The following is a 25,672-nucleotide window of genomic DNA, read 5'->3' on the forward strand; positions in this document are numbered from 1 at the left end:
CACAGACTATGGACTCCCTAGCCGCAGCCCCGGGGACCGGCCCCGCAACCTCGCCCCTGCCCATCCTGCGCAAACCGCGCCCGGCGGCGAAGTTCCAGGACCTGCCCACGGACCGGACACTTGTGATGGGAATCCTCAACGTCACCCCTGATTCCTTCAGCGACGGCGGGGACCACCCGACGCCGGACACGGCGATCGCGGCCGGGCTTCGGATGTTCTACGCCGGAGCGGACATCATCGACGTCGGCGGTGAATCCACGCGACCCGGCGCTACGGCAGTCGGCGTCGAGGAGGAACAGCGCCGGGTCCTGCCGGTGATCGAAGCCCTGGTCAAGGCCGGCGCCCTGGTCAGCATCGACACCACCCACGCCGCCACCGCCGCCGCGGCCCTGAAGGCCGGCGCCGCGATCATCAACGACGTGTCGGGCCTGACCATGGAGCCGGAAATGGCCGAACTGGCGGCCCGCACCAAGGCCCCCTACATCCTGACGCACCGCCGCGGCGACGCCAGCACCATGAACTCGCTGACCGACTACCGTGACGTCGCGCGAGAGGTCGTCACGGAGCTCACCGGTGTCCGCGACAAGCTTTACGCCGCCGGCGTCACGCCGGAGCAGATCATTGTGGACCCGGGCCTGGGCTTCGCGAAGAACGAAGCCCAGAACTGGGAGCTCCTGCAGCATCTGGATGTCCTGCAGGCCATGGGCCACAAGGTCCTGGTCGCCGGCTCCCGCAAGCGGTTCCTCGGCAGCCTCCTGACCGTGGCCGGCAAGGCCGCGCAGCCGGTTGAGCGCGACGCCGCCACCGCCGCCGTGACCGCCATCAGCGCCTTCCGCGGTGCCTGGGCCGTGCGCGTGCACGACGTCGGCCCGAGCCTGGACGCCGTCAAGGTCGCTGCCCGCATGGTGCCCCCGGCGCCGGCGGCAGCAGTCGGCTCCGCCGACGCCGGCACCAACTGATCCGGCCGGCAACATGGACCAGATCACGCTGAGCGGTGTCACCGCCGTCGGCCATCACGGGGTGTTCGACTTCGAGCGCCGCGACGGCCAGCCGTTTGTGGTTGACGCGGTGCTGCACCTGGACTTCAGCAAGGCCGCGGCTTCCGACGACGTCCTGGACACCGCGCATTACGGCGAAGTGGCCGGCTGCATCAAGGAGTGGATCACAGGCGAGCCGCTGAACCTGATCGAGGCCCTCGCGGTGCGGATTGCCGAGGACGTGCTGCAGAAGTTCCCGGTGGCCGCCGTGGACATCACCGTGCACAAGCCCAAGGCCCCGATCGAGGTGGACTTCGGCGACGTTTCCGTCAGCGTGCACCGGAGGCGGCCGTGATCCCGCCCTACACCCGCGCCGTGATCGCGCTCGGCAGCAACCTGGGGGAGCGCAACGACACGCTGTCCGCCGCCGTCGCGGACCTCGTCGACCCGCCGGAAGTGCGCCTGCTGGCCATCTCGCCCGTCGTCCAGACGAAGGCCGTAGGCGGCCCGGCGGGCCAGCCTGACTTCCTGAACATGGTGATCTCCGTCGAGACCACCCTGCCGCCGCGCGAACTGCTGCAGCACTGCCACGCCGTGGAACAGAAGCATTTGCGCGTGCGCGAAGTCCGGTGGGGGCCGCGGACCCTGGACGTGGACATCATCACCTACGGCGACGTGGTCAGTTCCGACCCTGAACTCACGCTGCCCCACCCCCGGGCCGCCGAACGGGCGTTCGTGCTCTATCCGTGGTCGCTGATCGATCCCGCGGCGGAGCTCAACGGCGAACGCGTGGGCGACCTCGCGGCGAAAGCCGCCGATTTCGGCGACATCGCGACGTTCGACGGCTTCCAGAACCGCGCCGCAGCGGATGCCACAGCCACCCACAGCACCGGCGTCTCCGGCGCGGTGGAGCGGCCGTGAAACTGACCAACCCCCTGCTCCTGCTGGCCATTGGTGTGGTCGTGGCCGTAGCCGGCTGGCTCGCCACAGTGCTGACCGGCCGCTATTCGCTGGCCACCCCGGTGCTGCCCCTGACCGGGCTCGTGACCATGGGCGTGATCGTGGTGCTGACCCTGGTGCTGGGGATCCGCGTGCTCCGGTGGCGCAACGGCAAGAAGAAGAAAATCCTCAACCCAATCCTGGCCGCGTGGACCCTGGTCCTCGCCCAGGCCTGCGCCTACACGGGCACGGTCCTGCTGGGCTGGCACGCGGGAATCGTCGTGGAGCAGCTGAGGCTGTGGAACCTGCGCAGCAACCAGGACCTCACCTGGCAGGCCCTCGCCATGGCTGGCGGCGGGCTGATCATGGTGATCGTGGGGCTCGTCGTCGAGCGGTTCTGCCGGATTCCACCCGAGGACGGCGACGCCGATTCCGGGCACGGCGCGCAGGGAAAGCGCAACAAGCCCTCGGCGGAAGGCGAATATGCCTACCGAAGCGATTGATCCTCCGGGCATCGACTGGCTCAGGGTGTCACCGAAGTACGTCACCGTGCGCCTCGCGGGCTGGGCGCTGGGAACCCTGGTCGCCGTGGCCCTGCTCTCGATTCCCCTGATCCTGGTGCTGGCTGGAGCCTGGACCTGGCCGCCGCTTTGGCTGGCCGCCGCCATTCCCGCCGTCTGGCTGATCCTGGCGCTGTGGCGGCTGGCGCTGATTCCCCGGCAGGTCCGCTCGATCGGCTACGCCGAGCGGGAGGACGACCTCCTGATCCGCCGGGGGATATTCTTCCAGCGCACCCTTGTGGTCCCCTACGGGCGGATGCAGTACGTGGACATCGCGGTGGGACCGGTCGAGCGTCCGCTGGGCCTGTGCACCCTGAAGCTTCACACGGCCTCCGCCGGAACCAACGCCGAGATTCCGGGACTGCCCGCCAGCGAAGGAGCCCGGCTCCGCGAACAGCTGTCCGCCCGCGGCGAAGCCCGGCTGGCCGGGCTGTGACGGGAAGGCCATGAGGGGATGGCGCTGACACCGCAGGGTCCCGTAGGCGCCGCTGCCGCCGGTGCCGGCGGCGCGGGAAACGAAGGAACTGGCGACGCCGGCTGGTTGCGGGTCCACCCGGCATCGCCCTTTGTCCGCGGCTGGGTGGCGCTGGCGGCGCTGTTGTTCTTTTTTGGCCGGGATACCTTCGAACGTCTCCTGCAGGGCGGCCCGGTCTTTGACGAGCGGTTCACCGGACGGGCGCCCTGGCTGCTGCTCGGCGGCGGCGCCCTGCTCCTGCTGACCGTTCTCGGCTACGTCCTGAGCTGGTACTTCACCCGCTACCAGGTGGCGGGCGGCTACGTGCGAGTCAACACCGGTTTCCTGTTCAAGCAGCAGCGGCAGGCCAGGCTGGACCGGGTGCAGGCAATCGACGTCGTGCAACCCTTCCTGGCGCGCATCTTCGGACTGGCGGAGCTGAGGTTCGAAGTCGCCGACGCCGGTGAGTCCGCCGTGCGCCTCTCCTACCTGCGCGCGGACGAGGCCCGGCAGCTCCGTGCGACAATCCTGGCCCGCGCCGCCGGCTTTGCGCCGGAGCCGGGGCAGCCGGAGACCGCGGCCGCCGAGGCCCCGGAACAGACAGTGCTGACCGTTCCGCCGCCGCGCCTGGTGGGCTCGCTGCTGCTGAGCGAACAAAGCGTCGCGATCGTGGCCGGCGGCATAGCCTCCGTGCTGCTCTCGACCCTCACCGAACACCGGAACTTCACGGTCTTCCTGATTCCCGCCGTGATCGGACTCATCGCCTCCTACTGGTCCTCGTTCAACAAGGGCTACAACTTCACGGCCGCAGTATCGCCGGACGGCATCCGGCTGCGCTACGGCCTGCTGGACACGCAGGCGCAGACCGTGCCCCCGGGCAGGATTCAGGCGCTTAGGGTCAGCCAGCCGCCGCTGTGGCGGATGCTCGGCTGGTACCGGGTCCAGGTCAACGTGGCCGGCTACGGACTTGCCGTGAGCAACGGCGAAGGATCGGCCCGGACCACCCTGCTTCCGGTGGGATCCCTCACCGACGTCATGAACATCCTCGCCCTGGTGCTCCCGGATCCCGGAACCCGTGATCCGGCGGGGGTTTTCACGGCGGGAATCACCGGCCTTGCGGACGCCGCCGGAGCCGCGGGTACTGGTACCGCGGGTACCGGTACCCCGGAAACGGGTACCGCGGGAACCGGTACCCCGGAGGAGGCCGACGGCGGCTTCGTCACCACGCCGCGCCGAGCCCGGTTCCTGGCGCCGCTGGGCTGGCGGCGCAACGGCTTCGCGGCAACGGACACCGCCCTCCTCCTGAGGTCGGGCCGGTGGTGGCGGAACTTCGTGGTGGTGCCGCACCAGCGCACCCAGTCCATGGCGCTCCAGCAGGGGCCGCTCGCCCGGAGATTCCGGGTGGCGGACCTTGTCCTGCACACCACGGCAGGTCCGGTGGCCCCGCGGCTCATCCAGGCCGGCCTCGACGAAGCCCGGGCCCTCCTGGATGCCCAGTCCGCCCGGGCCCGCGCCGCGCGCAGGCTCCAAAGGAGCGAACACTGGATGGAGCCGGCGGCCCAACCGGCCCCGCCGCCCACAGACCACCCTCAGGAAGGCGCGCATCATGGCTAAACCAGGACGCCTAGGCATCGGAATCATTGGCGCAGGAAAGGTCGGTGCCGTCCTGGGGGCGGCGCTCCGCGGAGCCGAACACGCCGTCATCGGGGTATCCGCCGTGTCGGACGCCAGCCGCGAACGCGCCGAAACACTCTTGCCGGGAGTTCCCATCCTGGATGTGCAGGACATCGTGGAGCGCGCCGAGCTGGTCCTGCTGGCCGTCCCGGACGATGCCCTCGGCCCCCTCGTGGACGGCCTGGCCAAGCTCGGCGCCTGGCAGCCCGGCCAGCTGGTGGCGCACACCTCCGGGCGCTTCGGCGTGGGCATCCTGCACCCGGTACGTGCCGCCGGCGCCGTGCCGCTCGCGCTGCACCCGGCCATGACGTTCACGGGCATGAGCCTTGACCTCACGAGGCTCCTGGACTGCACCTTTGGCGTGACGGCCGACGCCGCGATGCTGCCCATCGCCCAGGCCCTCGTCGTCGAAATGGGCGCGGAACCGGTCGCGATCGCCGAGGCCGACCGCGTCCTCTACCACGCAGCCCTCGCCCATGGCTCAAACCATACGGTCACGCTGGTGGCGCAGGCCTCGCAAATGCTCCGCGATGTCGGCGTCGAGGCCCCGGACCGGATGCTGGGCCCGCTGCTGCGCGCCACGCTCGAGAACGCCCTCGCGTCCGGTGAGTCGGCCCTGACCGGGCCCGTTGCCCGCGGCGACGCCGGCACCGTTGCCGCGCATGCCGGCGCCCTGCGAGAATACGACGGCGGCGCCGCCGGCGATATTCTTGAGGCATACTTGGCCATGGCCCGGGCGACAGCCCGCCGGGCAGGAAGCCGCGGGCTCCTGAAGCCGGACCAACTCGACGGCATTGAACAAGCGCTCGGCGGCCCCGACCAGAACGGGACGCCTGCCCCGGAAGGACCCTGACATGGCAATCCAACTCGTCACCACCGCTGCCCAGCTCCGCGCCGCCAGCGCCCGGCTGCTGGCGCAGAAAGATGGCACCTCCCAGGCCCTCGTGCCCACCATGGGCGCGCTGCACGAGGGGCATGCCCAGCTGGCCCGGACCGCCGTCGCCCAAAACGACGTCGTGGTGGCTAGCATCTTCGTCAACCCCCTGCAGTTTGGCGAGGCCGCAGATCTGGACCGTTACCCCCGGACACTGGATGCCGACCTCGCGCTGCTCGACGCCGAGGGCGTGGACCTGGCGTTCGCACCGAGTGTCGAAGAGGTCTACCCCGGCGGGGCGCCGCTCGTGCGGATCACGGCTGGACCCCTGGGTGAAAAGTGGGAGGGCGCGTCCAGGCCCGGACACTTCGATGGCGCCCTGACCGTCGTCGCGAAACTGCTCCACTACGGAATCCCGGGGGCCGGGCTGCCGGGTGGGGGCCAGCCGGCGTACCGCGCCTACTTCGGCCAGAAAGACGCGCAGCAGCTGGCGCTGGTCCGGCGCATGGTGGCGGACCTGAATTTCCCCGTGGAGATCGTTCCCGTGCCCATCGTCCGCTCGGCCGACGGCCTGGCGCTGTCCAGCCGCAACCGCTTCCTCTCCGAGGACCAGCGCGTGGCGGCCCTGGTGCTCTCCCGCGCGCTGCGGCTCATCGAGGAGCGCGCCAACGCCCACGAGCCCCTGGACGTCGAATCCGCGCAGGCCCTGGTCCGCTCCCAGCCGCTCGTGGAACTGGACTATTTCGACGTGGTGGACCCGGGCACCCTCGAGCCCCTCGCGGAGAACTGCAGGGACACCCCATTCCGCGGCGAGGGCCTGGCGATCATCGCCGCCAAGGTAGGTCCCGTCCGGCTCATCGACAACGCGCCCCTGAACTCCTGACCCCGCCACAACTAAAAGCAACGCGGGGTCATTTACAGCCCATTTTGGGCCCGGCCATGGGCCGTGTCCGGCCCCGCGTTATTTTCCTGTAACGGGAATGCCCCCTGGGCTTAGACTGTTGGAACCTGCAGCAGCGCTGACGCTCGCCGGACCCGCACCCAGCTCCCTGAGGGAATACCCATGTCAACAGACGTCTCTTCCAACGCCTCTGGCGACCCCACAACGGGCGCTGTCCCCGTCATTCCCGCGCCAAACGCGCCGGCCGCATCAACCGCGCCGGCCAAGATGTCCCGGGAGTCCGTGACCATCATCGTCACCCTGCTGGTGGCCACGTTCGTCGTGATCCTCAACGAGACCATCATGAACGTTGCCCTGCAGCGGCTGATGGTGGACCTGAACATCGATGCACCCACCGTGCAGTGGCTGTCCACGGGCTTCATGCTCACCATGGCAGTGGTGATTCCGACCACCGGGTTCATCCTGCAGCGGCTTTCCACCCGTGCGGTGTTCATGCTGGCCATGGGGCTCTTCTCCGGCGGCACGCTGCTGGCCGCCGTCGCGCCGGGCTTCGGAATCCTTCTGCTGGCCCGCATCGTCCAGGCCGGCGGTACGGCCATCATGCTGCCGCTCCTGATGACCACCATCCTCACGCTCGTGCCGCTGGAGCGCCGCGGCGCCGTCATGGGCAACGTCAGCATCGCCATTTCGGTTGCCCCGGCACTGGGCCCCACGGTTTCCGGCCTGATCCTCCAGCACTTTTCCTGGCGGTTCATGTTCGTCTTCGTTCTCCCGATCGCCCTCGCCGCGCTGGCCATCGGGGCCAAGTACCTGACCAACATCGGCGAATCTGAGAAAACCCGGCTCGATGCCCTCTCCGTGGTGCTCACGGTCCCTGCCTTTGGCGGCCTGGTGTACGGACTGAGCCAGATCGGCGGGGGCCAGGCCGGCTCCCGCACCCCTGCCGTGCTGGCACTTGCCGTCGGCGTGGTTGCCCTGGCGGCGTTCGTCCTGCGCCAGCTGAAGCTGCAGAAGACCGACGCCCCCTTGCTGGACCTGCGCGCCTTTAAGTTCCGGATGTTCACGGTGTCCGTGCTGCTGCTGGTCGTGGCGATGATCGCCTTGTTCGGCGCGGTAATCTTGCTGCCGCTGTACCTGCAGGAGATCCGCGGCCTGAAATCACTCGAGACCGGCCTGGTGCTGCTCCCGGGCGGCCTCGCCATGGGCCTGCTGGGGCCCTTCATCGGCCGCGTTTTCGACAGGGTGGGGCCCCTGCCGTTGACGGTGACAGGCTCGGTCATGATGGTGCTGTCCCTCTGGCAGTTCTCCATGCTGGACGCAGCCTCACCGGTGGGCTGGATCATTGCCCTGCACGTGGCACTTAGCCTGGGCCTGGCACTGCTGTTCACCCCGGCCTTCACCACGGGCCTGAACCCGCTGCCGCCGCACCTTTATTCGCACGGCTCGGCCATCATGAGCACCCTGCAGCAGGTGGCCGGCGCAGCCGGCACGGCCCTCCTGGTCTCGATCTACGCATTCGTGGCTGAGTCCTCCGGAATGGTTGCCGGCATGCACGCCGCCTTCCTGACGGCGGCCGTCATAGCCCTCGCCGCCGTCGCGCTGTCCGCCATGATGCGCCAGACCGCGGGCGCGGCCCAGCCCACACACTAAAACAGCAGCAGACCAACGCGGGGCCACGTAGCGCCCATACCGCACGCGCGGATGGGCGCTACGTGACCCGCGTTGTTTGTTTGGGGAGCTGTTAGGCGCTGATTGAAGGGCCCTGCTTTTGAGTCTCAGCCCGCGTAAAACGCGCTGAGCTCTGCGATGAGCTTGTCCGGCGCCTTGTTGACGCCGTCGTGGCCCATGCCCGGCAGGATCGTGTAGCTGGAGCCGGAGAGGACATCGTGGATCTGGGCGCAGGCCACGCCGAAGTATGCCGGGCTCTTCTCGCCCACGATGATCAGGGTCTCGAGCGGCAGTTCCAGGAACGGCTCGGCCGGCATGTCGGCGGCGATGATCGCCTTGATCTCGCGGACGCCGGTCTGCATGAGCTCGCGCAGTTGTTTGCCCATCGGGGTGCCCGCCGAGAGCTTGTTCGCCAGGGTCAGCATGGACAGCGGCATCCGGGACAGGGCGCTGCCGGTTTCCAGGCCCCTGAGCAGGACGGCGAGGGCGCGGTCGTCGTCCCCGGCCGCCGTCGCCCGTTCGTATTCGGGTGTCCAGTCCGCCGTGACGCTGTGGTTGACGGACACGGCGGGGTCGTACACGGCGAGGCGTTCCACCGGCAGGGTGCGGGCGGCGTGCAGGGCGACGGCGCCGCCGAAGCTGTGGCCAAAGACGTCCGTGCTGGAGGTGTGTTTCATGACGGCGTCGAGGTCGTGGATGTCCACGTCCAAGGTGTAATCCTCCGGCTGCGGGGAGGAAGAGCCGCGGCCGCGCCGGTTGAAGGTATGCACCGGCCGGCCCAGCGAGGCGCTGAGTTTCTGCGCGAAACGCGTGTAATCGGCAGCCGTCACCATCGAGGCCGGCACGACGACGATGCCCGAACCCGCCGAGGCGAGCTCGGCGCCGGTACTGAAAAGCTCGATCGTTCCGCCGTCGGGGGTTCTGATGTTCTCGCGGGTCATGCTCCGAGCCTAGCCGAGCCCACGCCGCAGTGCAGTAAGCCGCAGCCCAGAAGACGGTTCATAAGGCGGTTCAGAAGCCAGTTCAGAAGGCAGCTCAGTTGGAGGCAGGAAGCCTGCAGCCCGATAGCCGCGGCAATGCCGGGGGAAGCGGCGCTAGTTGCCCAGCCGGCCGCCCGAGACGTCAAGGTAGCAGGCGCCGCAGAGTGACTCGTACCAGACATCCTGGCCGTCGATCGCGACCTGGTTTCCGTCGAAGACCACCTGGTCCCCGATCCGGCGGGTGTTGAAGATGGCCTTCCGTCCGCAACGACAGATGGTCTTGAGCTCTTCGAGGGTGTGCGCAATTTCCAGGAGCCGCAGGGAACCGGGGAAGGCGCGGGTCCGGAAGTCGGTGCGGATGCCGTAAGCGAGCACGGGGACATTGTCCAGGACCGCGATACGGAAGAGATCGTCCACCTGCCCCGGTTCCAGGAACTGGGCTTCGTCCACCAGCAGGCAGGCGACCGGCGGGGTGTCTACGTGCTGGAGCAGGGCGTCGGGATCGTCCCCGTGGGCCTGGGCGGTGAACAGCTCGCGGGCCGAGGCGCCCGCAGGGATCAGGAAGTCCACCGAACGAGTCATGCCCAGGCGGGACACGACGTCGGCGTCGCCCTTGGTGTCCACGTCCGGTTTGGCCAGCAGAACCCGCTGTCCGCGTTCCTCATAGTTGAACGCCGCCTGCAGCAGCCCCGTAGATTTGCCGGAGTTCATAGCGCCGTAGCGGAAATAGAGCTTGGCCAAGGGGGTCCTTTCGAAAGGGTCGCCCCCGATTCTAGCGGTCGGTGGCTTCGCCGCCGTCAGCGGCCGGGAACGCGGCGCCGGTCCCGCCGAGGAGGAACCGTGCAACGCGGAGGGCCAGCCGGCTTCCCGGCCGGATGGGTCCTTCGTGGAGCTGCCCGGGAACCACAGCGAAGCTGAGCGCCGGGACGGCGTCGGCGAGCTGGCGGCCCGTCTCGGCGAAGTAGGCCGGGCTCCAGCCGCCGCTGAGCATGAGCGTAGGGGTGGTGATGGCGGAAAAATCGGTGGTCTCGGCGTCGGCGGCCAGCACGGCCCGCATCTCGGCAACAGCCGTGGGCAGCAGTTCCCGCATTTCTGCCCCCAGATTGGTCCGGGCAGAGAGGATGCTCAGCATTCGCAGCGCGCCCAGGGGCAGCCGGGACACCGGTCCCGCCGTCTCCAGGCCCTGCACCAAGTGGGCCCAGGCCTCGTCAAGCTGGCCGGCCGCCACGGACCGTTCAAGCTCGGGTCGCCAGCGCCGGTTGAGGTTCCCGGAGAGGCTGACGGCCGCGTCGTAAGTCACCATCCGGCGGAGCGGCACGCTCCGGGCGGCCTGCAGAGCCACAAACCCGCCATAGCTGTGGGCCACCACGTCGCTGGCACCGGTCTGGCGGAGCACGGTGGCCAGGTCAGCCACTTCGGTGGCGGCGGAATAGTTAGCCGGCTGGGGCGAGGAACCGGCCCGGCCGCGCCGGTTGTAACAGTGCACCGGCTGGTGCAGCAGGCGGCCGAGTTTGCGGGCAAAGGACCGGTAGAGCGCGTCGGTGATCAGCGTCCCGTGCACGATGACGACGCCGGATCCTTCGCCGCGGGCCGCCGCATGGGCCGCCGGTCGAATTGTGTGCAACTCAAGGTGCCCCCGGCCGTCGTCGGTACTTATAGTCCGCTTCTCCACAGCCTTGAGTCTATTCCCGCGGCCCCTCTGCCCGCCGCCGCCCGGGCAGAACCGGCCCGCCACCTGACAGGGACCTGACTGGGCGCAAATCGACGGTAAACTTGGGGATTGTGACTTCCCAAAACACCCCCGCCCCGACCAACGCCGCCGAGCCGCACGATGCCAGCGAGCAGACCCGCATCCGCATGGAGAAGCGCGCCAAGCTGATCGAACGCGGCGTCGAGGCATACCCGGTGGGTGTCGAGCGGACTCACTCGCTCACGGAAATCCGCGAGAAATACGCCCACCTGCAGGCCGACGAAACCACCGGCGACGTCGTCGGCGTGACCGGCCGCATTGTCTTCATCCGCAACACCGGCAAGCTGTGTTTCGCCACCCTCCAGGAGGGCGGTCTGGACGGCAAGGCCGTTCGGCTGCAGGTCATGCTGAGCCTGGCCAACATCGGCGAGGAGGCGCTCGCGGAGTGGAAGTCGCTCGTGGACCTCGGCGATCACGTCTTCATCAAGGGCGAGGTCATCTCCTCACGCCGCGGCGAGCTGTCCGTCATGGCGGACTCCTGGACCATGGCGTCCAAGGCGCTGCGCCCGCTGCCCGTGCTGCACGCCGGGCTGAACGAGGAAACCCGGGTCCGCCAGCGCTACGTGGACCTCATTGTCCGCGACGAAGCCCGCGAGATGGTCTACACCCGCGCAGCGATCACCCGTTCCATCCGCGAAACCCTGCACCGCCAGGGCTACGTCGAGGTCGAGACCCCGATGCTGCAGCTGGTCCACGGCGGCGCCACGGCCCGCCCGTTCGAGACGCACATGAACGCTTTCGACCAGAAAATGACGCTGCGGATCGCGACCGAGCTTTACCTCAAGCGAACGGTGGTCGGCGGGATCGACCGGGTCTACGACATGGGCCGGGTCTTCCGCAACGAAGGCGTGGACTCCACGCACAGCCCCGAATTCACCACCCTGGAGTCATACGAGGCGTGGGCGGACCAGTTCGTCATGGCGGACCGGATCAAGGAGATCATCCTCGACGCCGCCGACGCCGCCGGGGTGGGCCGGGTGCTGCAGACCGAGGCCGGGGAGATCAACCTCGACGGCGACTGGGCCTGGCTGGCGGTCTACCCGGGACTGTCCGACTTCGTGGGCCAGGAAGTGACCCCCGATACCCCGGTTGCCGAGCTGCTGGAACTCGCTGCCAAGCACGAGGTCAAGGTCGACGCCGGCTGGGACGCCGAGAAGCTCGCCGTCGAGCTCTTCGGCGAACTGGTGGAGCCCACCTTGCTCAACCCCACGTTCGTCTACGACTATCCGCCATCCGCCCAGCCGCTGGCCCGCCCGCACCGCGAGGACGGCCGCCTGATCGAAGCCTGGGACCTCATCATCGGCGGCATGGAGCGCGGCACCGCATTCTCCGAACTCATCGACCCGGTGATCCAGCGCGAACGCCTCACCGAGCAGTCCCGCCGCTCCGCCGCCGGCGACGTGGAGGCAATGCAGCTGGACGAAGACTTCCTCCGTGCGCTCGAGTACGGTGCACCGCCCATGGGCGGAATCGGCCTGGGCATCGACCGCCTCGTCATGCTCTTCACAGGCGCCGGTATCCGCGAAACTATCCTCTTCCCCCTGTTGAAGCCCGAAGGACACTGAGCATGGACTATATCGCCGTATTGCTGCCTCCCATCGTGGTCGGCTTGCTTTTCTGGTTTGCCATGAAATCCATATTCAATGCGGACAAATCAGAGCGGCAGGCAGAAGCACGCGCGCATGCTGAAGCGGAAGCCCGAGCGGAAGCCCAAACCCGGGAACAGGATTCCGGGGCCGTCGGGAGCTAATTGCCCGGGAAAGAAGTAATAGTTCCCTATTGCGGCCTGTGGTTTTCCTTTGATCAGAGTTTTACGCTTTGACTCCCTGCTGTAACGCGGAGGATACTTATTCCAGATACATCCTGCTTTTCTTAACGCTCGATCTTTGGAAAGAGAGTCCTTTATGGCACAGAAAGTAAAAATCATCCTCGTTGATGATCTGGATGGGGGATCCGCGGACGAAACTGTCCGGTTCGGCCTTGACGGCGTGAGCTATGAAATAGATCTGTCGTCAGGCAATGCTTCAGAACTGCGCTCTGCGGTTGAACGATTTGTGGCGCATGCACGCAAGACGTCAAGCGGACGCGCCACGCGCACCAAAATTTCCAGCGGACGGAATCAGGACTCTGCCCAGATCCGCCAGTGGGCCCGGGACAACGGCTATGCAGTAAACAGCCGAGGACGTATCCAGGCCGAAATTCAGGAAGCCTATCAAAAGGCCAATTCCTAGCCAGGAACCCGCTTCGGGGCGCACTATCAAAGCCCCGCGTCCAGCCGGATTCACGTCTCTGAGTCGAGCGTCATGGTCAAATGCCAATGCCCCCGTTATCTGACGGGGGCATTGGCATTTGACGGCGGTATGCCCGCTGGGCCGGTCCCGCAAGGCGCCCCCAGATGGCCGGCAGGCCACCGAGAAGAGGCCCTCCGTCCACCAAAAAAGTGACCCGCCGGCCACCCTCGAAGGTGCCCGCGCGGACCGGGGTCCGGCGCCGGCCGGCAGGCTTCCGGACGGCCCGCGCCGCCGTCGGGGATAGTGCCCGGGCGGGGGCGCGCAACCCTCCGGTTTCCCCTGTGGCGAACAAGCCCCAAATCTGGAACCCGGCCACGTAGCATCAAAGTACGTCGTAGCTAGGAGTGTGGCGAAATGTTTGAGCGATTTACGGACCGTGCCCGTCGCGTAGTTGTGCTTGCCCAAGAAGAGGCACGCATGCTGAACCACAATTACATTGGTACCGAACACATCCTCTTGGGTCTGATCCATGAGGGTGAAGGTGTTGCCGCCAAAGCCCTTGAATCCTTGAGCATTTCGCTCGACGGTGTCCGCGAGCAGGTGCAGGAGATCATCGGCCAGGGCCAGCAGGCGCCGTCCGGCCACATCCCCTTCACGCCCCGTGCCAAGAAGGTCCTGGAGCTCTCGCTGCGCGAGGCCCTGCAGCTGGGCCACAACTACATCGGCACCGAGCACATCCTCCTCGGCCTCATCCGGGAGGGCGAAGGCGTGGCCGCCCAAGTGCTGGTCAAGCTCGGCGCCGACCTGAACCGGGTCCGCCAGCAGGTCATCCAGCTGCTCTCCGGCTACCAGGGCAAGGAAGCCACGGGTGCCGGCGTCGGCCCAGGACAGGCCGAAGGCACCCCTGCCGGTTCTGTCGTCCTGGACCAGTTCGGCCGCAACCTGACCCAGGCTGCGCGCGAGAACAAGCTGGACCCTGTGATCGGCCGCGAGCAGGAAATGGAACGCGTCATGCAGGTCCTGTCCCGCCGCACCAAGAACAACCCGGTGCTGATCGGCGAGCCCGGCGTCGGCAAGACGGCCGTCGTCGAAGGCCTGGCCCAGGCGATCGTCCGTGGGGATGTCCCGGAGACCATCAAGGACAAGCAGCTCTATACGCTGGACCTCGGGTCCCTCGTGGCAGGCTCCCGGTACCGCGGTGACTTCGAAGAGCGCCTGAAGAAGGTCCTCAAGGAGATCCGCACCCGCGGCGACATCATCCTGTTCATCGATGAGATCCACACCCTTGTGGGTGCCGGTGCCGCCGAGGGCGCCATCGATGCGGCCTCGATCCTGAAGCCCATGCTGGCCCGCGGCGAGCTCCAGACCATCGGTGCCACCACACTGGACGAATACCGCAAGCACATTGAGAAGGATGCCGCGCTGGAGCGACGCTTCCAGCCGATCCAGGTCAAGGAACCCTCCGTCGCGCACGCGATCGAGATCCTCAAAGGCCTCCGCGACCGGTACGAGGCACACCACCGCGTCACCATCACCGACGGCGCCCTCGCCTCGGCCGCGAGCCTGTCCGAGCGCTACATCTCGGACCGGTTCCTGCCGGACAAGGCGATCGACCTGATCGATGAGGCCGGCGCGCGGCTGCGCATCCGCCGCATGACCGCCCCGCCGGAGCTCAAGGTCATGGACGAGAAAATCGCCGCCATGAAGCTGGAGAAGGAATCCGCGATCGACGCGCAGGACTTCGAAGGCGCCGCGTCGCTGCGCGACAAGGAGCAGAAGCTCATCGCCGAGCGCGCCGAGAAGGAGCGCCAGTGGAAGACCGGCGGCATGGACGACATCTCCGAGGTTGATGAGGATCTCATCGCCGAGGTGCTGGCGAACTCCACCGGCATCCCGGTCTTCAAGCTGACCGAGGAAGAGTCCTCGCGACTGCTGAAGATGGAAGACGAGCTGCACAAGCGCGTGGTCGGCCAGGATGAGGCCATCAAGGCCCTCTCCCAGGCGATCCGGCGCACCCGTGCCGGGCTGAAGGACCCCAAGCGTCCGGGCGGCTCGTTCATCTTCGCCGGCCCCACCGGCGTCGGCAAGACCGAACTCGCCAAGGCCCTCGCGGAATTCCTGTTCGGCGAGGAAGACGCACTGATCACCCTGGACATGTCCGAGTACTCGGAGAAGCACACGGTCTCCCGGCTCTTCGGTGCCCCTCCGGGCTACGTGGGCTACGAGGAAGGCGGCCAGCTGACCGAGAAGGTCCGCCGTCGTCCGTTCTCCGTGGTCCTGTTCGATGAAGTGGAGAAGGCGCACGCCGATCTCTTCAACTCGCTGCTGCAGATCCTGGAAGACGGCCGCCTGACCGACTCCCAGGGCCGCGTGGTGGACTTCAAGAACACCGTGATCATCATGACCACGAACCTCGGCACCCGGGACATCTCCAAGAGTGTGGCCACCGGCTTCCAGTCCGGCACGGACACGCAGACCGGCTACAACCGGATGCGCGCCCGGGTCACGGAGGAGCTCAAGCAGCACTTCCGCCCCGAGTTCCTGAACCGTGTTGACGATGTTGTGGTCTTCCCGCAGCTGACCCAGGACGAGATCATCGAGATCGTGGACATGTTCGTCAGCCGGCTCGAGAAGCGCCTCAAGGACAAGGACATGGGCATCGAGCTCACGACCGCGGCCAAGGTGCTCCTGGCAACCCGCGGCTACGACCCCGCCATGGGTGCCCGGCCGCTGCGCCGCACCATCCAGCGCGAGATCGAGGACCAGCTCTCCGAGAAGATCCTCTTCGGCGAACTGCACTCCGGCGACATCGTGGTGGTGGATGTGGAAGGCGAGGGCGACACCGCGAAGTTCACCTTCGCCGGCAACGCCAAGCCGCGCATCCCGGAGATCGCTCCCAGCGTCTAAGCAGTAATTTCCGAAGGCCCCGTCCGCTCCGAAAGGAGCGGGCGGGGCCTTTGCGTTGTTCGTCGCCTCCAGCTCAGTCTTCGCCCAGCTCAGGGCCATATGGCCCCTCCGGGCAGGGTCGTTCTGAAAGCAGTGTTTCACTCTTAGTGAACTTTTAGTGATCAACGCCACAGAAGGTGTTGAATCGGTGCATGGCTGCCAAGGACTCAGAGACCCTGAGCGAACAACCCGAGACCCCTTTCCATGATCTGGACCATTACCTCGCAATCCCCAAGGTGAGCGGTTTGGCGCTGAGCCCAGATGGCGCCCGGCTGGTCACCACTGTGGCCACGCTCGGCGCGAAGGGCACGGAGTTCTGCACCGCATTGTGGGAGGTGGACCCGGGCGGGGTCAAACAGGCCCGCCGGATCACGCGCAGCGCCAAGGGGGAGGCGGGCGCGGTGTTTGCCGCCAATGGCGACCTCTACTTCACCTCTGCCCGGCCTGACCCGGAGAGCCCCGACGCCGACCCCGTCGGCGCCCTCTGGATACTCCCGTCCGACGGCGGCGAAGCCCGGGTTGCGCTGTCCCGCGCCGGCGGAATCGGCGCGGTCCACGCCGCCAGGAATGCCGACACCGTGCTGGTCACGGCCTCGGTCCTGGCCGGGTCCACCGACGAGGACAATGACGAGGAGCGCCGCAAGACGCGCAAGGACAACAAGGTCGCAGCAATCCTGCACAGCGGCTATCCCGTCCGCTACTGGGACGCGGACCTCGGTCCGGCGCAGCCGCGGCTGTTCGCCGTCGAATCCGGGGGACAGCTGGAAGCCGGGAAGCCGGCGACGGTCGACGCCGCGCCGCCGCTGCAGCTCCGCAACCTGACGCCCGACGCCGGCAGCCGGCTCCGGGACGCCGTCTCGGTGGTCAGCCCGGACGGCCGGACAATCTACAGCAGCCTCGCGAAACCCCTCGCGAACGCAGATTCGCGTTCCGTGCTGGTCGCCATCGACGTCGCCACCGGCACCCGGACCATCCTGCTGGACACCGAAGGCCTGAGCTACTTCCCGGGACCGGTCAGCCCGGACAACCGGAGCCTGGTGGTGGTCAGCGAAAGCGACACCACGCCCTTTGAGGCCCCGCAGGTCAAACTGCACCTCCTCGACGTCGCCGGCCCGGCGGCAGGCGAGAGCACGCTCACGCCGCTGGCCCATGACTGGGACCGGTGGGCCCACCCTGCCGCCTGGCTGCCCGACGGATCGGCCCTGCTGGTCACCGCCGATGAGGACGGCGCGTCGCCGGTGTTCCGGATCCCTGTGGCCGGGAAGCCGGGCGAGGCCGGCCAGGTGCTCCGCCTGACGGCCGACGCCGCCGCGTACACCGACGTCGTCGTCGCACCGGACGGGCGCAGCGCCTACGCCCTGCGCAGTTCCTACGAATTCCCCGCCGAGCCGGTGCGGATCGACCTCGACGGCGGCGGCGTCGTCCGCCTGCCCGCGCCGGCGGAGCGCCCGCAGTACAAGGGGACGCTGGAGCGCGTGGAGACCACCGCTGCAGACGGCGCCCGGGTGCCCGCGTACCTGGCCCTGCCGGAGGGCGCGTCCGCGGCAAACCCGGCCCCGCTGCTGCTCTGGATCCACGGCGGTCCGCTGGGATCCTGGAACGCCTGGACCTGGCGCTGGAACCCGTGGCTGCTGGTGGCCCGCGGCTACGCCGTGCTGCTCCCGGACCCTGCCCTCTCCACCGGCTACGGCCAGGATCACATCCAGCGCGGCTGGGGGGAATGGGGCAAGGCTCCCTTCACGGACCTGATGGCCATCACCGACGCCGTCGTGCAGCGCCCGGACATCGACGAGACGCGCACGGCCGCCATGGGCGGTTCTTTCGGCGGTTACATGGCCAACTGGGTGGCCGGCCACACGGACCGCTTCAAGGCAATCGTCACGCACGCCAGCCTCTGGGCCCTGGACCAGTTTGGTCCCACCACGGACGCCGCGCAGTACTGGCTCAAGGAGATGACGGCCGAGATGGCACTGGAGAACTCCCCGCATCTGCACGTGGAGAACATCCGGACCCCCATGCTGGTCATTCATGGCGACAAGGACTACCGGGTGCCGATCGGCGAGGGGCTGCGGCTCTGGTACGAACTGCTCGCCAAGTCACAGCTGGCGGCCGACGGAAACGGCGAAACGGACCACCGTTTCCTGTACTTCCCGGACGAGAACCACTGGATCCTGCAGCCGCAGCATGCCAAGGTCTGGTACGGCGTCGTGGAGCACTTCCTGGCCAGGAACCTGCTGGACAAGGACATTCCCGTCCCCGACGAACTGGGTCTCTGAGCTTCCCCCTCCCTGCCCAGCTGGCTCCAAGCAGGGGCCGTCATGAGCGCTCAAGACGGCCCCATGTGCGAGCCAGTTGGGTGGGGGAGCGGCAGGCTCCCCCGTAGGATTGGGCTGTGACTGAGACCGTGACTGAGACCGCCACCGCGACGATCCGCATCCGCCCTGCCCGCACCAGCGACGTTGGCGCCATCAAGACGCTCGTGGCGCCGCTGGCTGACCAGCGGATCCTCATGGCCAAAGAAACCGTGGCCTACTACGAAAGCCTGCAGGAATTCCGGATCGCCGAATCCGAAGACGGAGAGGTGATCGGCTGCGGAGCGCTCCACGTCATGTGGGAGGACCTCGCCGAGGTGCGCACCCTGGCCGCCTCGGATGCCTGGCGCGGCAAGGGAGTTGGCCACGCACTGGTGGAGCGGCTGCTGGAGGATGCCCGCGCGCTGGGCGTCTCGCGCGTCTTCTGCCTGACGTTCGAAGTGGATTTCTTCAAGAAGCACGGCTTTGAGGTCATGGCCGACCAGACCGCCGTCGACCCTGTGGTGTATTCGGAGCTCCTGCGCTCGCATGACGAGGGTGTGGCCGAATTCCTGGACCTGGCGCGGGTCAAGCCGAACACGCTGGGCAACACGCGGATGATCAAGGAACTGTAGCGCCCGCAGCATCCGTTGGACCGGGGCTTCCCATCAATAAATTTGGTGGATAAACTGATCCCGGCCCAGGGGGTGGGCCGCAATACTTTTCGGAGGCAAAAAATTGCATAAAGACGTGATTTTTCCTGATTTCTCCGCTTTCCACAGACCAGCCGCAGGCGCCGCGGGCGTGCCGCCGGTTCAGTCACCAGTGCAGCTGCCCGTCGCGTTGCCGGAGGCCGCAGCGCCGGAACCCGCCAACCGCTCGTCGCCCGGAACGGGTGCGGCTGCGACGGGACCAGCCGCATCGGGGCCACAGGCCACGTCCCGCACCCGCAAGGGCCGGCCCGCCGCGCCGCCGTTCTCCTGGCTGGGCGTCGACGCCTGGCCGCACTTCCCGGCGTGGGCCGACAAGCAGGCCTGACGCCTCCACGGGACGACGAACGCACCGCATCAACCCCGCCGGCCGGAATTCGGCAGCCCCGCTGCGGAGTCACCGGGCCGGGAAATCGGGAGCCTACCGCCGGCCGTGCCCCGGTAGTAGGGTCTAAGCACAGCCAGGACACCATCCAGGGAGCACCGCCATGAAGAAACTCATCAATGACCCCAAGGCCGTGGTCGACGAGTCAGTGGAAGGGTTCGGGCTTGCACACGCCGACCTCGTGACCGTCTTTGCGGACCCGAAGTACATCGTGCGCAAGGACGCGCCGGTGGCGGGTAAAGTCGGACTCGTTTCCGGCGGCGGCAGCGGACATGAGCCGCTGCACGGCGGATATGTCGGGGTGGGCATGCTCGACGCCGCCGTTCCCGGCGCCGTGTTCACCTCGCCCACACCGGACCAGATCCTGCCGGCAACGCTGGCCGTGAACTCCGGCGCCGGCGTCGTGCATATCGTGAAAAACTACACCGGCGACGTCCTCAACTTCGAAACGGCCGCCGAACTCGCGCAGGCCGAAGGCGTCGAGATCCGCACGGTCCTGGTCAACGACGACGTCGCCGTGCAGGATTCGCTGTACACGGCCGGCCGCAGGGGCGTCGGCGGCACCGTCCTGGTCGAGAAGATCGCCGGCGCGGCTGCCGAGCGCGGAGACAACCTGGACGCCGTCGCCGCGATCGGGGACCGGGTCAATGCGAACGTGCGCAGCATGGGCGTGGCGTTGACGGCCTGCACCGTTCCACATGCGGGGGTCCCCAGTTTCGAGCTCGAGGAAAACGAGATCGAAATCGGGATCGGCATCCACGGCGAGCCGGGACGGCACAAGATTCCCATGGAAAACGCCGACGGCATCACCGACCGCCTTCTGGACCCGGTGGTCAGCGACCTCGGGCTTAGCTCCGGGGACAAGGTGCTCCTGTTCGTCAACGGCATGGGCGGCACCCCGGCGAGCGAGCTCTACATCGTGTACCGCCGCGCCGCGCAGAAACTCGCCGAGCAGGGCGTCACTGTGGCGCGCTCCCTCGTGGGCAACTACATCACCTCCCTCGAGATGCAGGGCTGCTCCATCACCGTCCTGCGCCTCGATGACGAAATGACGACGCTCTGGGACGCGCCCGTGCACACTCCGGCCCTTCGCTGGGGCGTCTGACCGTGGGGCTGGATGTCGGCTGGGCCGTGCGCTGGCTGACGCTCTCGGCGCAGGCCATGGCCGAGCACCGGGTGGAGCTGATCGAGCTGGACCGGCCCATCGGGGACTCGGACCACGGCGAGAACATGGACCGCGGTTTCAAGGCCGTGATGGACAAACTGGCCGAGGCACCGCCGGAAACTCCGGGCGCGGCCCTGAAACTGACGGCCATGACGCTGATGTCCAAGGTTGGCGGGGCCGCCGGCCCGCTCTATGGCACCGCTTTCCTGCGGGCCGCCACCGCGCTGGGTGACACGTCCGACGTCGACGCCGCCACCCTGGCCGCCGCGCTGCAGGCTGCCCGCGACGGGATCGTGGTCCGCGGAAAGGCCGAGTCCGGGGACAAGACCATGGTGGACGCGTGGACGCCCGCGATCGAGGCGGCCGCAGCCGCGGCCGGCGACGGCGACGTCCGCAAGGTGCTGCTGGCCGCGGCAGAAGCCGCCGAGGCCGGCGCCGTGTCCACGGATCCAATGCTCGCCCGCAAGGGCCGCGCCAGCTACCTGGGGGAACGCAGCATCGGCCACCGCGACCCGGGAGCGGTCTCCAGTGCACTGATCCTGCGCGCCGCGGCGGGAGCCACCGAATGACAGTCCGGCTGGTGGTCGTCTCGCACAGCGCCAAAATCGCGGACGGCGCCGCCGAGCTCGCCGCACAGATGGCGCCGGACGTCCTCATCCTCCCTGCCGGCGGCACCGACGACGGCAGGATCGGCACGAGCCTGGAGAAGGTCATGGCTGCCCTGGAGGACGCCTCCGGTGAGGGAGTCGTGGTGCTCACCGACCTCGGATCCGCGGTGATGACGGCCGAGTCCGCAGTAGAGTTCGCGGCGGACCCGGGATCTGTGCTGCTCGCAGACGCGCCCCTGGTGGAAGGACTCGTGGCGGCCGCGGTGGCCGCCCAGGCGGGAGCCGAAGCGGCGGCGGTGAAGGACGCGGCGGAGGCCGTCTACCGGCCCCCGGCCCATCCCGCGGCGGCTGAGCACGGGCACCAGCAGCCGCCGGACGCCACGGGGGACTTCGAACTCGTCAACCAGGCCGGCATGCATGCCCGGCCAGCGGCGAAGATCGCCGGCGGCCTGTCCGCTATGGACGCCGACGTGACCGTCAACGGCGCCGACGGCGCCTCCATGACGGAGCTCATGATGCTGGCAGCCGGCAAGGGAACGGTCCTGCACGTGGAAGCCAGCGGCCCGGATGCCGCCAAGGCGGTCGGCTACCTCGAGCGCCTGGTCAGTTCGGGGTTCGGCGAACCGTAGGCGGGCCACGGCTACCGGATGGGGCCCAGCGGATCATGCGGGCAGGTGGCTTCGGGGCCCGGGCTATGGGGCCTGCCGCAGGCCGGCCGCATCCAGCACCACACTGGCCGTGATGAAGGTTCCGCACTGCTCTCCATATGGATGCGCCGTGCGGGGCGTGAAGGCTGTTGTGCGTGCCGGCAACGGGGTCCCGGCGGTATCCGTGCCCGTGGCCTGCACCTCGATGCGGCTGGCCGTCAGTGTGTCCATCATCAGCATTCCGGTGAGGGTGCCGTCGGGAGAGGAGGTGGCCGAGCAGACGCCGTCGCCGCCGTAGGGGCCGGGTTCACAGCCCTGGTCCACGGCAGTGCTCCCCGGAACGAGTTCCAGGTCCGCTTCCTTGCAGCGGCCGTCCTGGCAGGCCGACAGGTGGATGGCATGCACTGAAGGGGCGTACTCCCGGGCCACAGTGAGGGACACGACTGGCGCCTGGCCGATGGCCGGACAGGCGACCTCGGCCCGGCACGAAGTTGCCAGGACGGCAGTGAGGGCCAGAGCGGCCGCAGCCGCCAGCATTCGCATGCTCCAGCGTAGATCCTCAGGCAGGGAGCCGGAAGCCGCCCCGGTGCAGTTCCGCGAGGCCATCGCCCAGCAGGCCGGCCAGCGCGCGTTCGAGTTGCTCGGGAGCGGCGTTGAGCCGGTGCAGGGCCGCGAGCGGGATCCCGATCCCCTGCGGTTCAAAGCCCAGATCCGCCGGGGCCTCCTGGAACAGGACCGGAGCCACGGGGTCCTCGGCCACGCGCAGGACGGCCATCACCGCGCCGCGCACCTGCCGGTCAGTGCCATGCCAGGACTGCCCCTTGGGCGTGTACGTTGGCGGCGGCTCGCCGGCCGCACGCCAGGCGCAGGACTCGCGGACGGGGCATTGGCCGCACTTGGGGGCCCGAGCCGTGCAGACCAGCGCGCCGAGTTCCATGACGGAGGCGTTCCAGCGCACCGAGGCGACGGGGTCGTCGGGGAGCAGTGAGGCCGCCAGCCGCATTTCGGCAGCGGTCAGGGCCTGCGACGGCAGCGCCGAACCTGCGACCAGCCGCGCATGGACCCGGCGGATGTTGGTGTCCACCACCGTTTCGCGGCGCCCGTAGGCGAATGCCGCAACGGCAGCGGCGGTGTAACTGCCCACGCCGGGGAGATCCAGGAGCTCGGCGTATGAGCCGGGGACGGTACCGCCGTGGCTGTCCCTGATGGCGACGGCGGCAGCATGCAGGCGCAGGGCGCGCCGCGGATACCCCAGCCGGCCCCAGGACCTGACGGCTTCCCCCGCCGGTTCCCCGGCCAGGTCTGACGGCTCCGGCCAGCGGCGCAGCCATTCCTCCCAGACGGGAAGGACCCGTACCACCGGCGTCTGCTGCAGCATGACCTCGCTGACCAGCACGCCCCACGCCGTGCACTCCGCGGCGCGCCAGGGCAGTTCCCTGGCGTTGGACGCGAACCAGTCATCCAGGGCGGCGTGGAGCGCGGGGAGATCCGCGGCGCCGTCGCACGGCCCGGCGGGCAGGGGTTCGCGCTGTGTAGCGGCGGATACTGGGGGCGTGGGGGTTAGAGTGTCGATCCATTCAGCGTAATAGATCGGGGTAACGGATCGGGACGGGGGAGGGTCCAGCGGCGTGGTCGGGCGCCATAGCCCGCGCGGTTCTCTAGGCTAGAAGAATGGTCAGGCAAGGCAGTGCAGGAACGGGCGGTTCGCGGCCGAAAGGTTCCGGCGGCGGACAATCCGGGCGCAAGCCCGGGCGGAAATCCGGACGGCCCCCGCTTGCCCGGGTCTACCGCCGTCGCCGTCTGGTTGCCGGCGTGGTCCTGCTGCTCGTCATCGCCGTGGCCTTCGGCGGCTTCATCGCCGTCTCGAACGCCCTAAGCGGCGGCCAGCCAACCGGCCAGCCAACCGGCCAGCCGACCGGCGGGCAGCCGTCCGGGGCAGGATCGGCGTCGGGCCAGCCGACGGCCTCCGCGTCGGATAGTCCCTCATCAGCGGACCCTTCGGCCTCACCCACGGCCTCCTCGGGGGACGGCTGCGAGCAGAACCTGATAATTGTCACGGCTGACACCGACAAGCAGGGGTATGACGCGGGTGAAAAGCCGCTGCTGAGCCTGAAGGTGACCAACAACAACAAGGTGCCGTGCGAGGTCAACATCGGGACATCCCAGATGGAGTACCTGATCACCAGCGGCTCGGACCGGATCTTCTCCTCCAAGGACTGCCAGGCCGAGAGCACGGACCTGATGAAGACCATTGCGCCGGGCAAGAGTGAGACCGCGAACTTTCCCTGGCAGCGCAACCGTACAGTGCAGGGCTGCGAACCCGTCAGCGCCAAACCCGGTGCCGGGGGCGCCTACTATGTCTTCACCGTCCGGCTGGCGAACAAGACAAGCGCCAAGGGTGCCGTCTTCCAGCTCAACTAGCCCCCGTTAACCCCATCTTTTGCTCCCCACCGGCCCCCTCTCCTCGCAAGCTCGGCCAGGGAACCCTGCCGGCGTGGGCCCAGGTGCCGTTTTGGGCGCCCAAAAGGGCACCTGGGGAGCAACGGGTGAGGGTTTGCGGGGTGCGAGGCGTGTGCGGGGCTCTGACGGGTTAGAGGAACCGGTCCAGCAGGCTGGCCTCGGCCATCCGGCTCAGGCCCTCCCGGACGGTCCTGGCGCGCTGGTCGCCGATGCCGTCCACGGTCATGAGGTCATCAATCGTTGCCGCCATCAGGAACTGCAGGCCGCCAAAGTGGTCCACGAGCCGGTCCGCGACGGCCTTCGGCACGGCCTTGAGGCCGGAGAGCAGACGGTAGCCGCGCGGCTGCACGACGGCGTCAAGGTTGGCTTCACCGCCGGCGAAGCCGACGATCCCGGCGATCTTGCCCAAGTCGATCAGCTCGGTGGGGCCCAGACTGACGAGGGCCTTTACCGCATTGTCGATAACCTCCGCGGACGCGTGCGGGCCGGAGTAGTCGCGGATGATGACGTCGCTGCCCGGGCCGCGGCCCACGGTGAGCTCGTCCAGCTGCAGTGAGAGCAGGCGGCCGTCCTCGCCCAGTTCCAGGACGTACTGGGAGATTTCCTCGGAGATCCTGCGCACCATTTCCTGGCGCTGAAGGGTGACCGCGACGTCGCGGACCGTCACCATGGCCTCGATTTCCAGTGCGGAGAGCGAGCTGGTCACCTGGTCCAGCCGCGAGCGGTAGCGCTCCAGGGTTGCCAGAGCCTGGTTGGCGCGGGCCAGGACCTTCTCCGAGCCCTCCAGGACGTGGCGCAGCCCGTTCACGTATAGCGCGATGATCTGCATGGACTGGCTGACCGAAATGACCGGGACACCCGTCTGGATGGCCACGCGTTCCGCGGTCCGGTGCCGGGTGCCCGATTCCTGCGTTTCGATGCTCGAGTCCGGGACGAGCTGGACGGCGGCGCGCAGGATGTTGCTGGCGTCCTTGTCGCAGACAATGGCACCGTCCATCTTCGCCAGTTCCCGCAGCCTGGTGGGGGAGAAATCGATGCCGATCTCGAAGCCGCCGGAACAGATGGACTCAATGGTCCTGTCGATGCCCAGCACGATCAACGCGCCGGTCCGTCCGCGGAGAATGCGTTCCAGGCCGTCGCGGAGGGCCGTACCGGGTGCCACTCTGGCCAGGGTCGCCTTGAGCGCATCTTCAGGGCTCCGAGCCATAGATTTCCCTTCAAAGGTGCAGGCTCAAGCCCGCAAGTGCGCCGGTTTCCAGGGTCTCCCGGCAGGATCAAAAGTACTCAGTTCCCCGCTCTCCCCATGATAGGGGTAAAGCAGGGCCGCTTCCGCACAAGCAAGCCTTAAAGTGGTCCATTGCGACGTGCCGCCGGAGCTCCCGGAAGTGCTCCCCCGGGGACTGTCCGCGACGGCACTTTGGCGGTGCCGGGCCGCCACTTCGATCCTCTTAC

Annotated in this window: 26 protein-coding genes; 20 read left to right on the forward strand and 6 right to left on the reverse strand. The window is 68.2% G+C overall.

All coding sequences use genetic code 11. The annotated features are described in order from the left end of the window. Positions 1-8 precede the first annotated feature (8 nt). The 9 genes from folP to ACFVTM_RS02105 all read left to right on the forward strand — a co-directional run bounded on the left by folP (position 9) and on the right by ACFVTM_RS02105 (position 8,029). Positions 9-959 carry a dihydropteroate synthase gene (gene folP / locus ACFVTM_RS02065; protein ID WP_390201673.1) on the forward strand — a complete coding sequence of 317 codons (951 nt, stop codon included), beginning with the start codon at positions 9-11 and terminating at the stop codon, positions 957-959. 13 nt (positions 960-972) lie between these two features. Beyond that, positions 973-1,332, forward strand: a complete 360-nt coding sequence (gene folB, locus ACFVTM_RS02070; protein WP_390201674.1) for a dihydroneopterin aldolase — start codon at positions 973-975, stop codon at positions 1,330-1,332. Further along, on the forward strand, positions 1,329-1,898 hold the full coding sequence (gene folK / locus ACFVTM_RS02075; protein ID WP_390201675.1) for a 2-amino-4-hydroxy-6-hydroxymethyldihydropteridine diphosphokinase: 570 nt from the start codon (positions 1,329-1,331) through the stop codon (positions 1,896-1,898). The genes folB and folK overlap by 4 nt, the downstream gene beginning before the upstream one ends. Beyond that, entirely contained in the window at positions 1,895-2,419 is a 525-nt protein-coding gene (locus ACFVTM_RS02080; RefSeq protein ID WP_390201676.1) for a DUF3180 domain-containing protein, read from the forward strand. Before folK ends, ACFVTM_RS02080 begins: the two co-directional genes overlap by 4 nt. Further along, entirely contained in the window at positions 2,400-2,912 is a 513-nt protein-coding gene (locus tag ACFVTM_RS02085; protein ID WP_390201677.1) for a PH domain-containing protein, read from the forward strand. The genes ACFVTM_RS02080 and ACFVTM_RS02085 overlap by 20 nt, the downstream gene beginning before the upstream one ends. Positions 2,913-2,930: 18 nt before the next feature. After that, a complete protein-coding gene (locus ACFVTM_RS02090) occupies positions 2,931-4,544 on the forward strand; it encodes a PH domain-containing protein (RefSeq protein WP_390201678.1) in 1,614 nt (537 codons plus the stop codon). Continuing rightward, positions 4,537-5,457 (forward strand): Rossmann-like and DUF2520 domain-containing protein, encoded by a 921-nt coding sequence (locus tag ACFVTM_RS02095; RefSeq protein WP_390201679.1) that lies wholly within the window; start codon positions 4,537-4,539, stop codon positions 5,455-5,457. The genes ACFVTM_RS02090 and ACFVTM_RS02095 overlap by 8 nt, the downstream gene beginning before the upstream one ends. Before the next feature lies 1 nt (position 5,458). Continuing rightward, positions 5,459-6,361 carry a pantoate--beta-alanine ligase gene (gene panC / locus ACFVTM_RS02100; RefSeq protein ID WP_390201680.1) on the forward strand — a complete coding sequence of 301 codons (903 nt, stop codon included), beginning with the start codon at positions 5,459-5,461 and terminating at the stop codon, positions 6,359-6,361. A 180-nt stretch (positions 6,362-6,541) separates the two neighbouring features. Continuing rightward, positions 6,542-8,029 carry a DHA2 family efflux MFS transporter permease subunit gene (locus ACFVTM_RS02105; protein WP_390201681.1) on the forward strand — a complete coding sequence of 496 codons (1,488 nt, stop codon included), beginning with the start codon at positions 6,542-6,544 and terminating at the stop codon, positions 8,027-8,029. Between the two features lie 125 nt (positions 8,030-8,154). On the opposite strand, the gene ACFVTM_RS02110 is transcribed toward ACFVTM_RS02105, so the two are convergent. The 3 genes from ACFVTM_RS02110 to ACFVTM_RS02120 all read right to left on the reverse strand — a co-directional run bounded on the left by ACFVTM_RS02110 (position 8,155) and on the right by ACFVTM_RS02120 (position 10,699). Then, positions 8,155-8,988 (reverse strand): alpha/beta fold hydrolase, encoded by an 834-nt coding sequence (locus tag ACFVTM_RS02110; protein WP_390201682.1) that lies wholly within the window; start codon positions 8,986-8,988, stop codon positions 8,155-8,157. Positions 8,989-9,141: 153 nt separating this feature from the next. Beyond that, the gene (locus ACFVTM_RS02115; RefSeq protein ID WP_390201683.1) at positions 9,142-9,768 is read right to left on the reverse strand and encodes a thymidine kinase; all 627 of its coding nucleotides are present in this window, start codon (positions 9,766-9,768) and stop codon (positions 9,142-9,144) included. 31 nt (positions 9,769-9,799) lie between these two features. Then, positions 9,800-10,699 (reverse strand): alpha/beta fold hydrolase, encoded by a 900-nt coding sequence (locus ACFVTM_RS02120; RefSeq protein ID WP_390201684.1) that lies wholly within the window; start codon positions 10,697-10,699, stop codon positions 9,800-9,802. A 110-nt stretch (positions 10,700-10,809) separates the two neighbouring features. On the opposite strand from ACFVTM_RS02120, the gene lysS reads away from it, so the two are divergent. From lysS to dhaM, 10 genes are all read left to right on the forward strand, one after another. Next, a complete protein-coding gene (lysS, locus tag ACFVTM_RS02125; RefSeq protein ID WP_390201685.1) occupies positions 10,810-12,342 on the forward strand; it encodes a lysine--tRNA ligase in 1,533 nt (510 codons plus the stop codon). A gap of 2 nt (positions 12,343-12,344) precedes the next feature. After that, a complete protein-coding gene (locus ACFVTM_RS02130) occupies positions 12,345-12,527 on the forward strand; it encodes a hypothetical protein (protein WP_390201686.1) in 183 nt (60 codons plus the stop codon). A gap of 154 nt (positions 12,528-12,681) precedes the next feature. Then, positions 12,682-13,008, forward strand: coding sequence for an Lsr2 family protein (locus ACFVTM_RS02135; RefSeq protein WP_390201687.1), 327 nt, complete (start codon positions 12,682-12,684; stop codon positions 13,006-13,008). A 414-nt stretch (positions 13,009-13,422) separates the two neighbouring features. Then, positions 13,423-15,915 (forward strand): ATP-dependent Clp protease ATP-binding subunit, encoded by a 2,493-nt coding sequence (locus ACFVTM_RS02140; RefSeq protein ID WP_390201688.1) that lies wholly within the window; start codon positions 13,423-13,425, stop codon positions 15,913-15,915. A 191-nt stretch (positions 15,916-16,106) separates the two neighbouring features. Beyond that, positions 16,107-18,230 carry a prolyl oligopeptidase family serine peptidase gene (locus ACFVTM_RS02145; protein WP_390201689.1) on the forward strand — a complete coding sequence of 708 codons (2,124 nt, stop codon included), beginning with the start codon at positions 16,107-16,109 and terminating at the stop codon, positions 18,228-18,230. 116 nt (positions 18,231-18,346) lie between these two features. Beyond that, the gene (locus ACFVTM_RS02150) at positions 18,347-18,880 is read left to right on the forward strand and encodes an amino-acid N-acetyltransferase (RefSeq protein ID WP_390201690.1); all 534 of its coding nucleotides are present in this window, start codon (positions 18,347-18,349) and stop codon (positions 18,878-18,880) included. 115 nt (positions 18,881-18,995) lie between these two features. Beyond that, positions 18,996-19,283 carry a hypothetical protein gene (locus ACFVTM_RS02155; protein WP_390201691.1) on the forward strand — a complete coding sequence of 96 codons (288 nt, stop codon included), beginning with the start codon at positions 18,996-18,998 and terminating at the stop codon, positions 19,281-19,283. A 160-nt stretch (positions 19,284-19,443) separates the two neighbouring features. Next, positions 19,444-20,445: a dihydroxyacetone kinase subunit DhaK gene (gene dhaK, locus ACFVTM_RS02160; protein WP_390201692.1), complete on the forward strand. Its 1,002-nt coding sequence runs from the start codon at positions 19,444-19,446 to the stop codon at positions 20,443-20,445. A gap of 2 nt (positions 20,446-20,447) precedes the next feature. Then, positions 20,448-21,074: a dihydroxyacetone kinase subunit DhaL gene (dhaL, locus tag ACFVTM_RS02165; RefSeq protein ID WP_390201693.1), complete on the forward strand. Its 627-nt coding sequence runs from the start codon at positions 20,448-20,450 to the stop codon at positions 21,072-21,074. Further along, the gene (gene dhaM, locus ACFVTM_RS02170) at positions 21,071-21,742 is read left to right on the forward strand and encodes a dihydroxyacetone kinase phosphoryl donor subunit DhaM (RefSeq protein WP_390201694.1); all 672 of its coding nucleotides are present in this window, start codon (positions 21,071-21,073) and stop codon (positions 21,740-21,742) included. The genes dhaL and dhaM overlap by 4 nt, the downstream gene beginning before the upstream one ends. Before the next feature lie 63 nt (positions 21,743-21,805). Here the strand turns inward: dhaM and ACFVTM_RS02175 are convergent, their stop codons facing one another. Both ACFVTM_RS02175 and ACFVTM_RS02180 read right to left on the reverse strand, forming a co-directional pair. Then, positions 21,806-22,303, reverse strand: a complete 498-nt coding sequence (locus tag ACFVTM_RS02175) for a hypothetical protein (RefSeq protein WP_390201695.1) — start codon at positions 22,301-22,303, stop codon at positions 21,806-21,808. A gap of 16 nt (positions 22,304-22,319) precedes the next feature. Continuing rightward, positions 22,320-23,156, reverse strand: coding sequence for an A/G-specific adenine glycosylase (locus ACFVTM_RS02180; RefSeq protein WP_390201696.1), 837 nt, complete (start codon positions 23,154-23,156; stop codon positions 22,320-22,322). A 275-nt stretch (positions 23,157-23,431) separates the two neighbouring features. On the opposite strand from ACFVTM_RS02180, the gene ACFVTM_RS02185 reads away from it, so the two are divergent. Then, a complete protein-coding gene (locus tag ACFVTM_RS02185) occupies positions 23,432-24,181 on the forward strand; it encodes a hypothetical protein (protein ID WP_390201697.1) in 750 nt (249 codons plus the stop codon). Positions 24,182-24,350: 169 nt separating this feature from the next. Here the strand turns inward: ACFVTM_RS02185 and disA are convergent, their stop codons facing one another. Then, positions 24,351-25,427: a DNA integrity scanning diadenylate cyclase DisA gene (disA, locus tag ACFVTM_RS02190; RefSeq protein ID WP_390201698.1), complete on the reverse strand. Its 1,077-nt coding sequence runs from the start codon at positions 25,425-25,427 to the stop codon at positions 24,351-24,353. Between the last annotated feature and the right edge of the window lie 245 nt (positions 25,428-25,672).

The sequence above is a fragment of the Arthrobacter sp. NPDC058130 genome (assembly GCF_042884475.1).
In the GTDB taxonomy this organism is placed as follows: Bacteria; Actinomycetota; Actinomycetes; order Actinomycetales; family Micrococcaceae; genus Arthrobacter.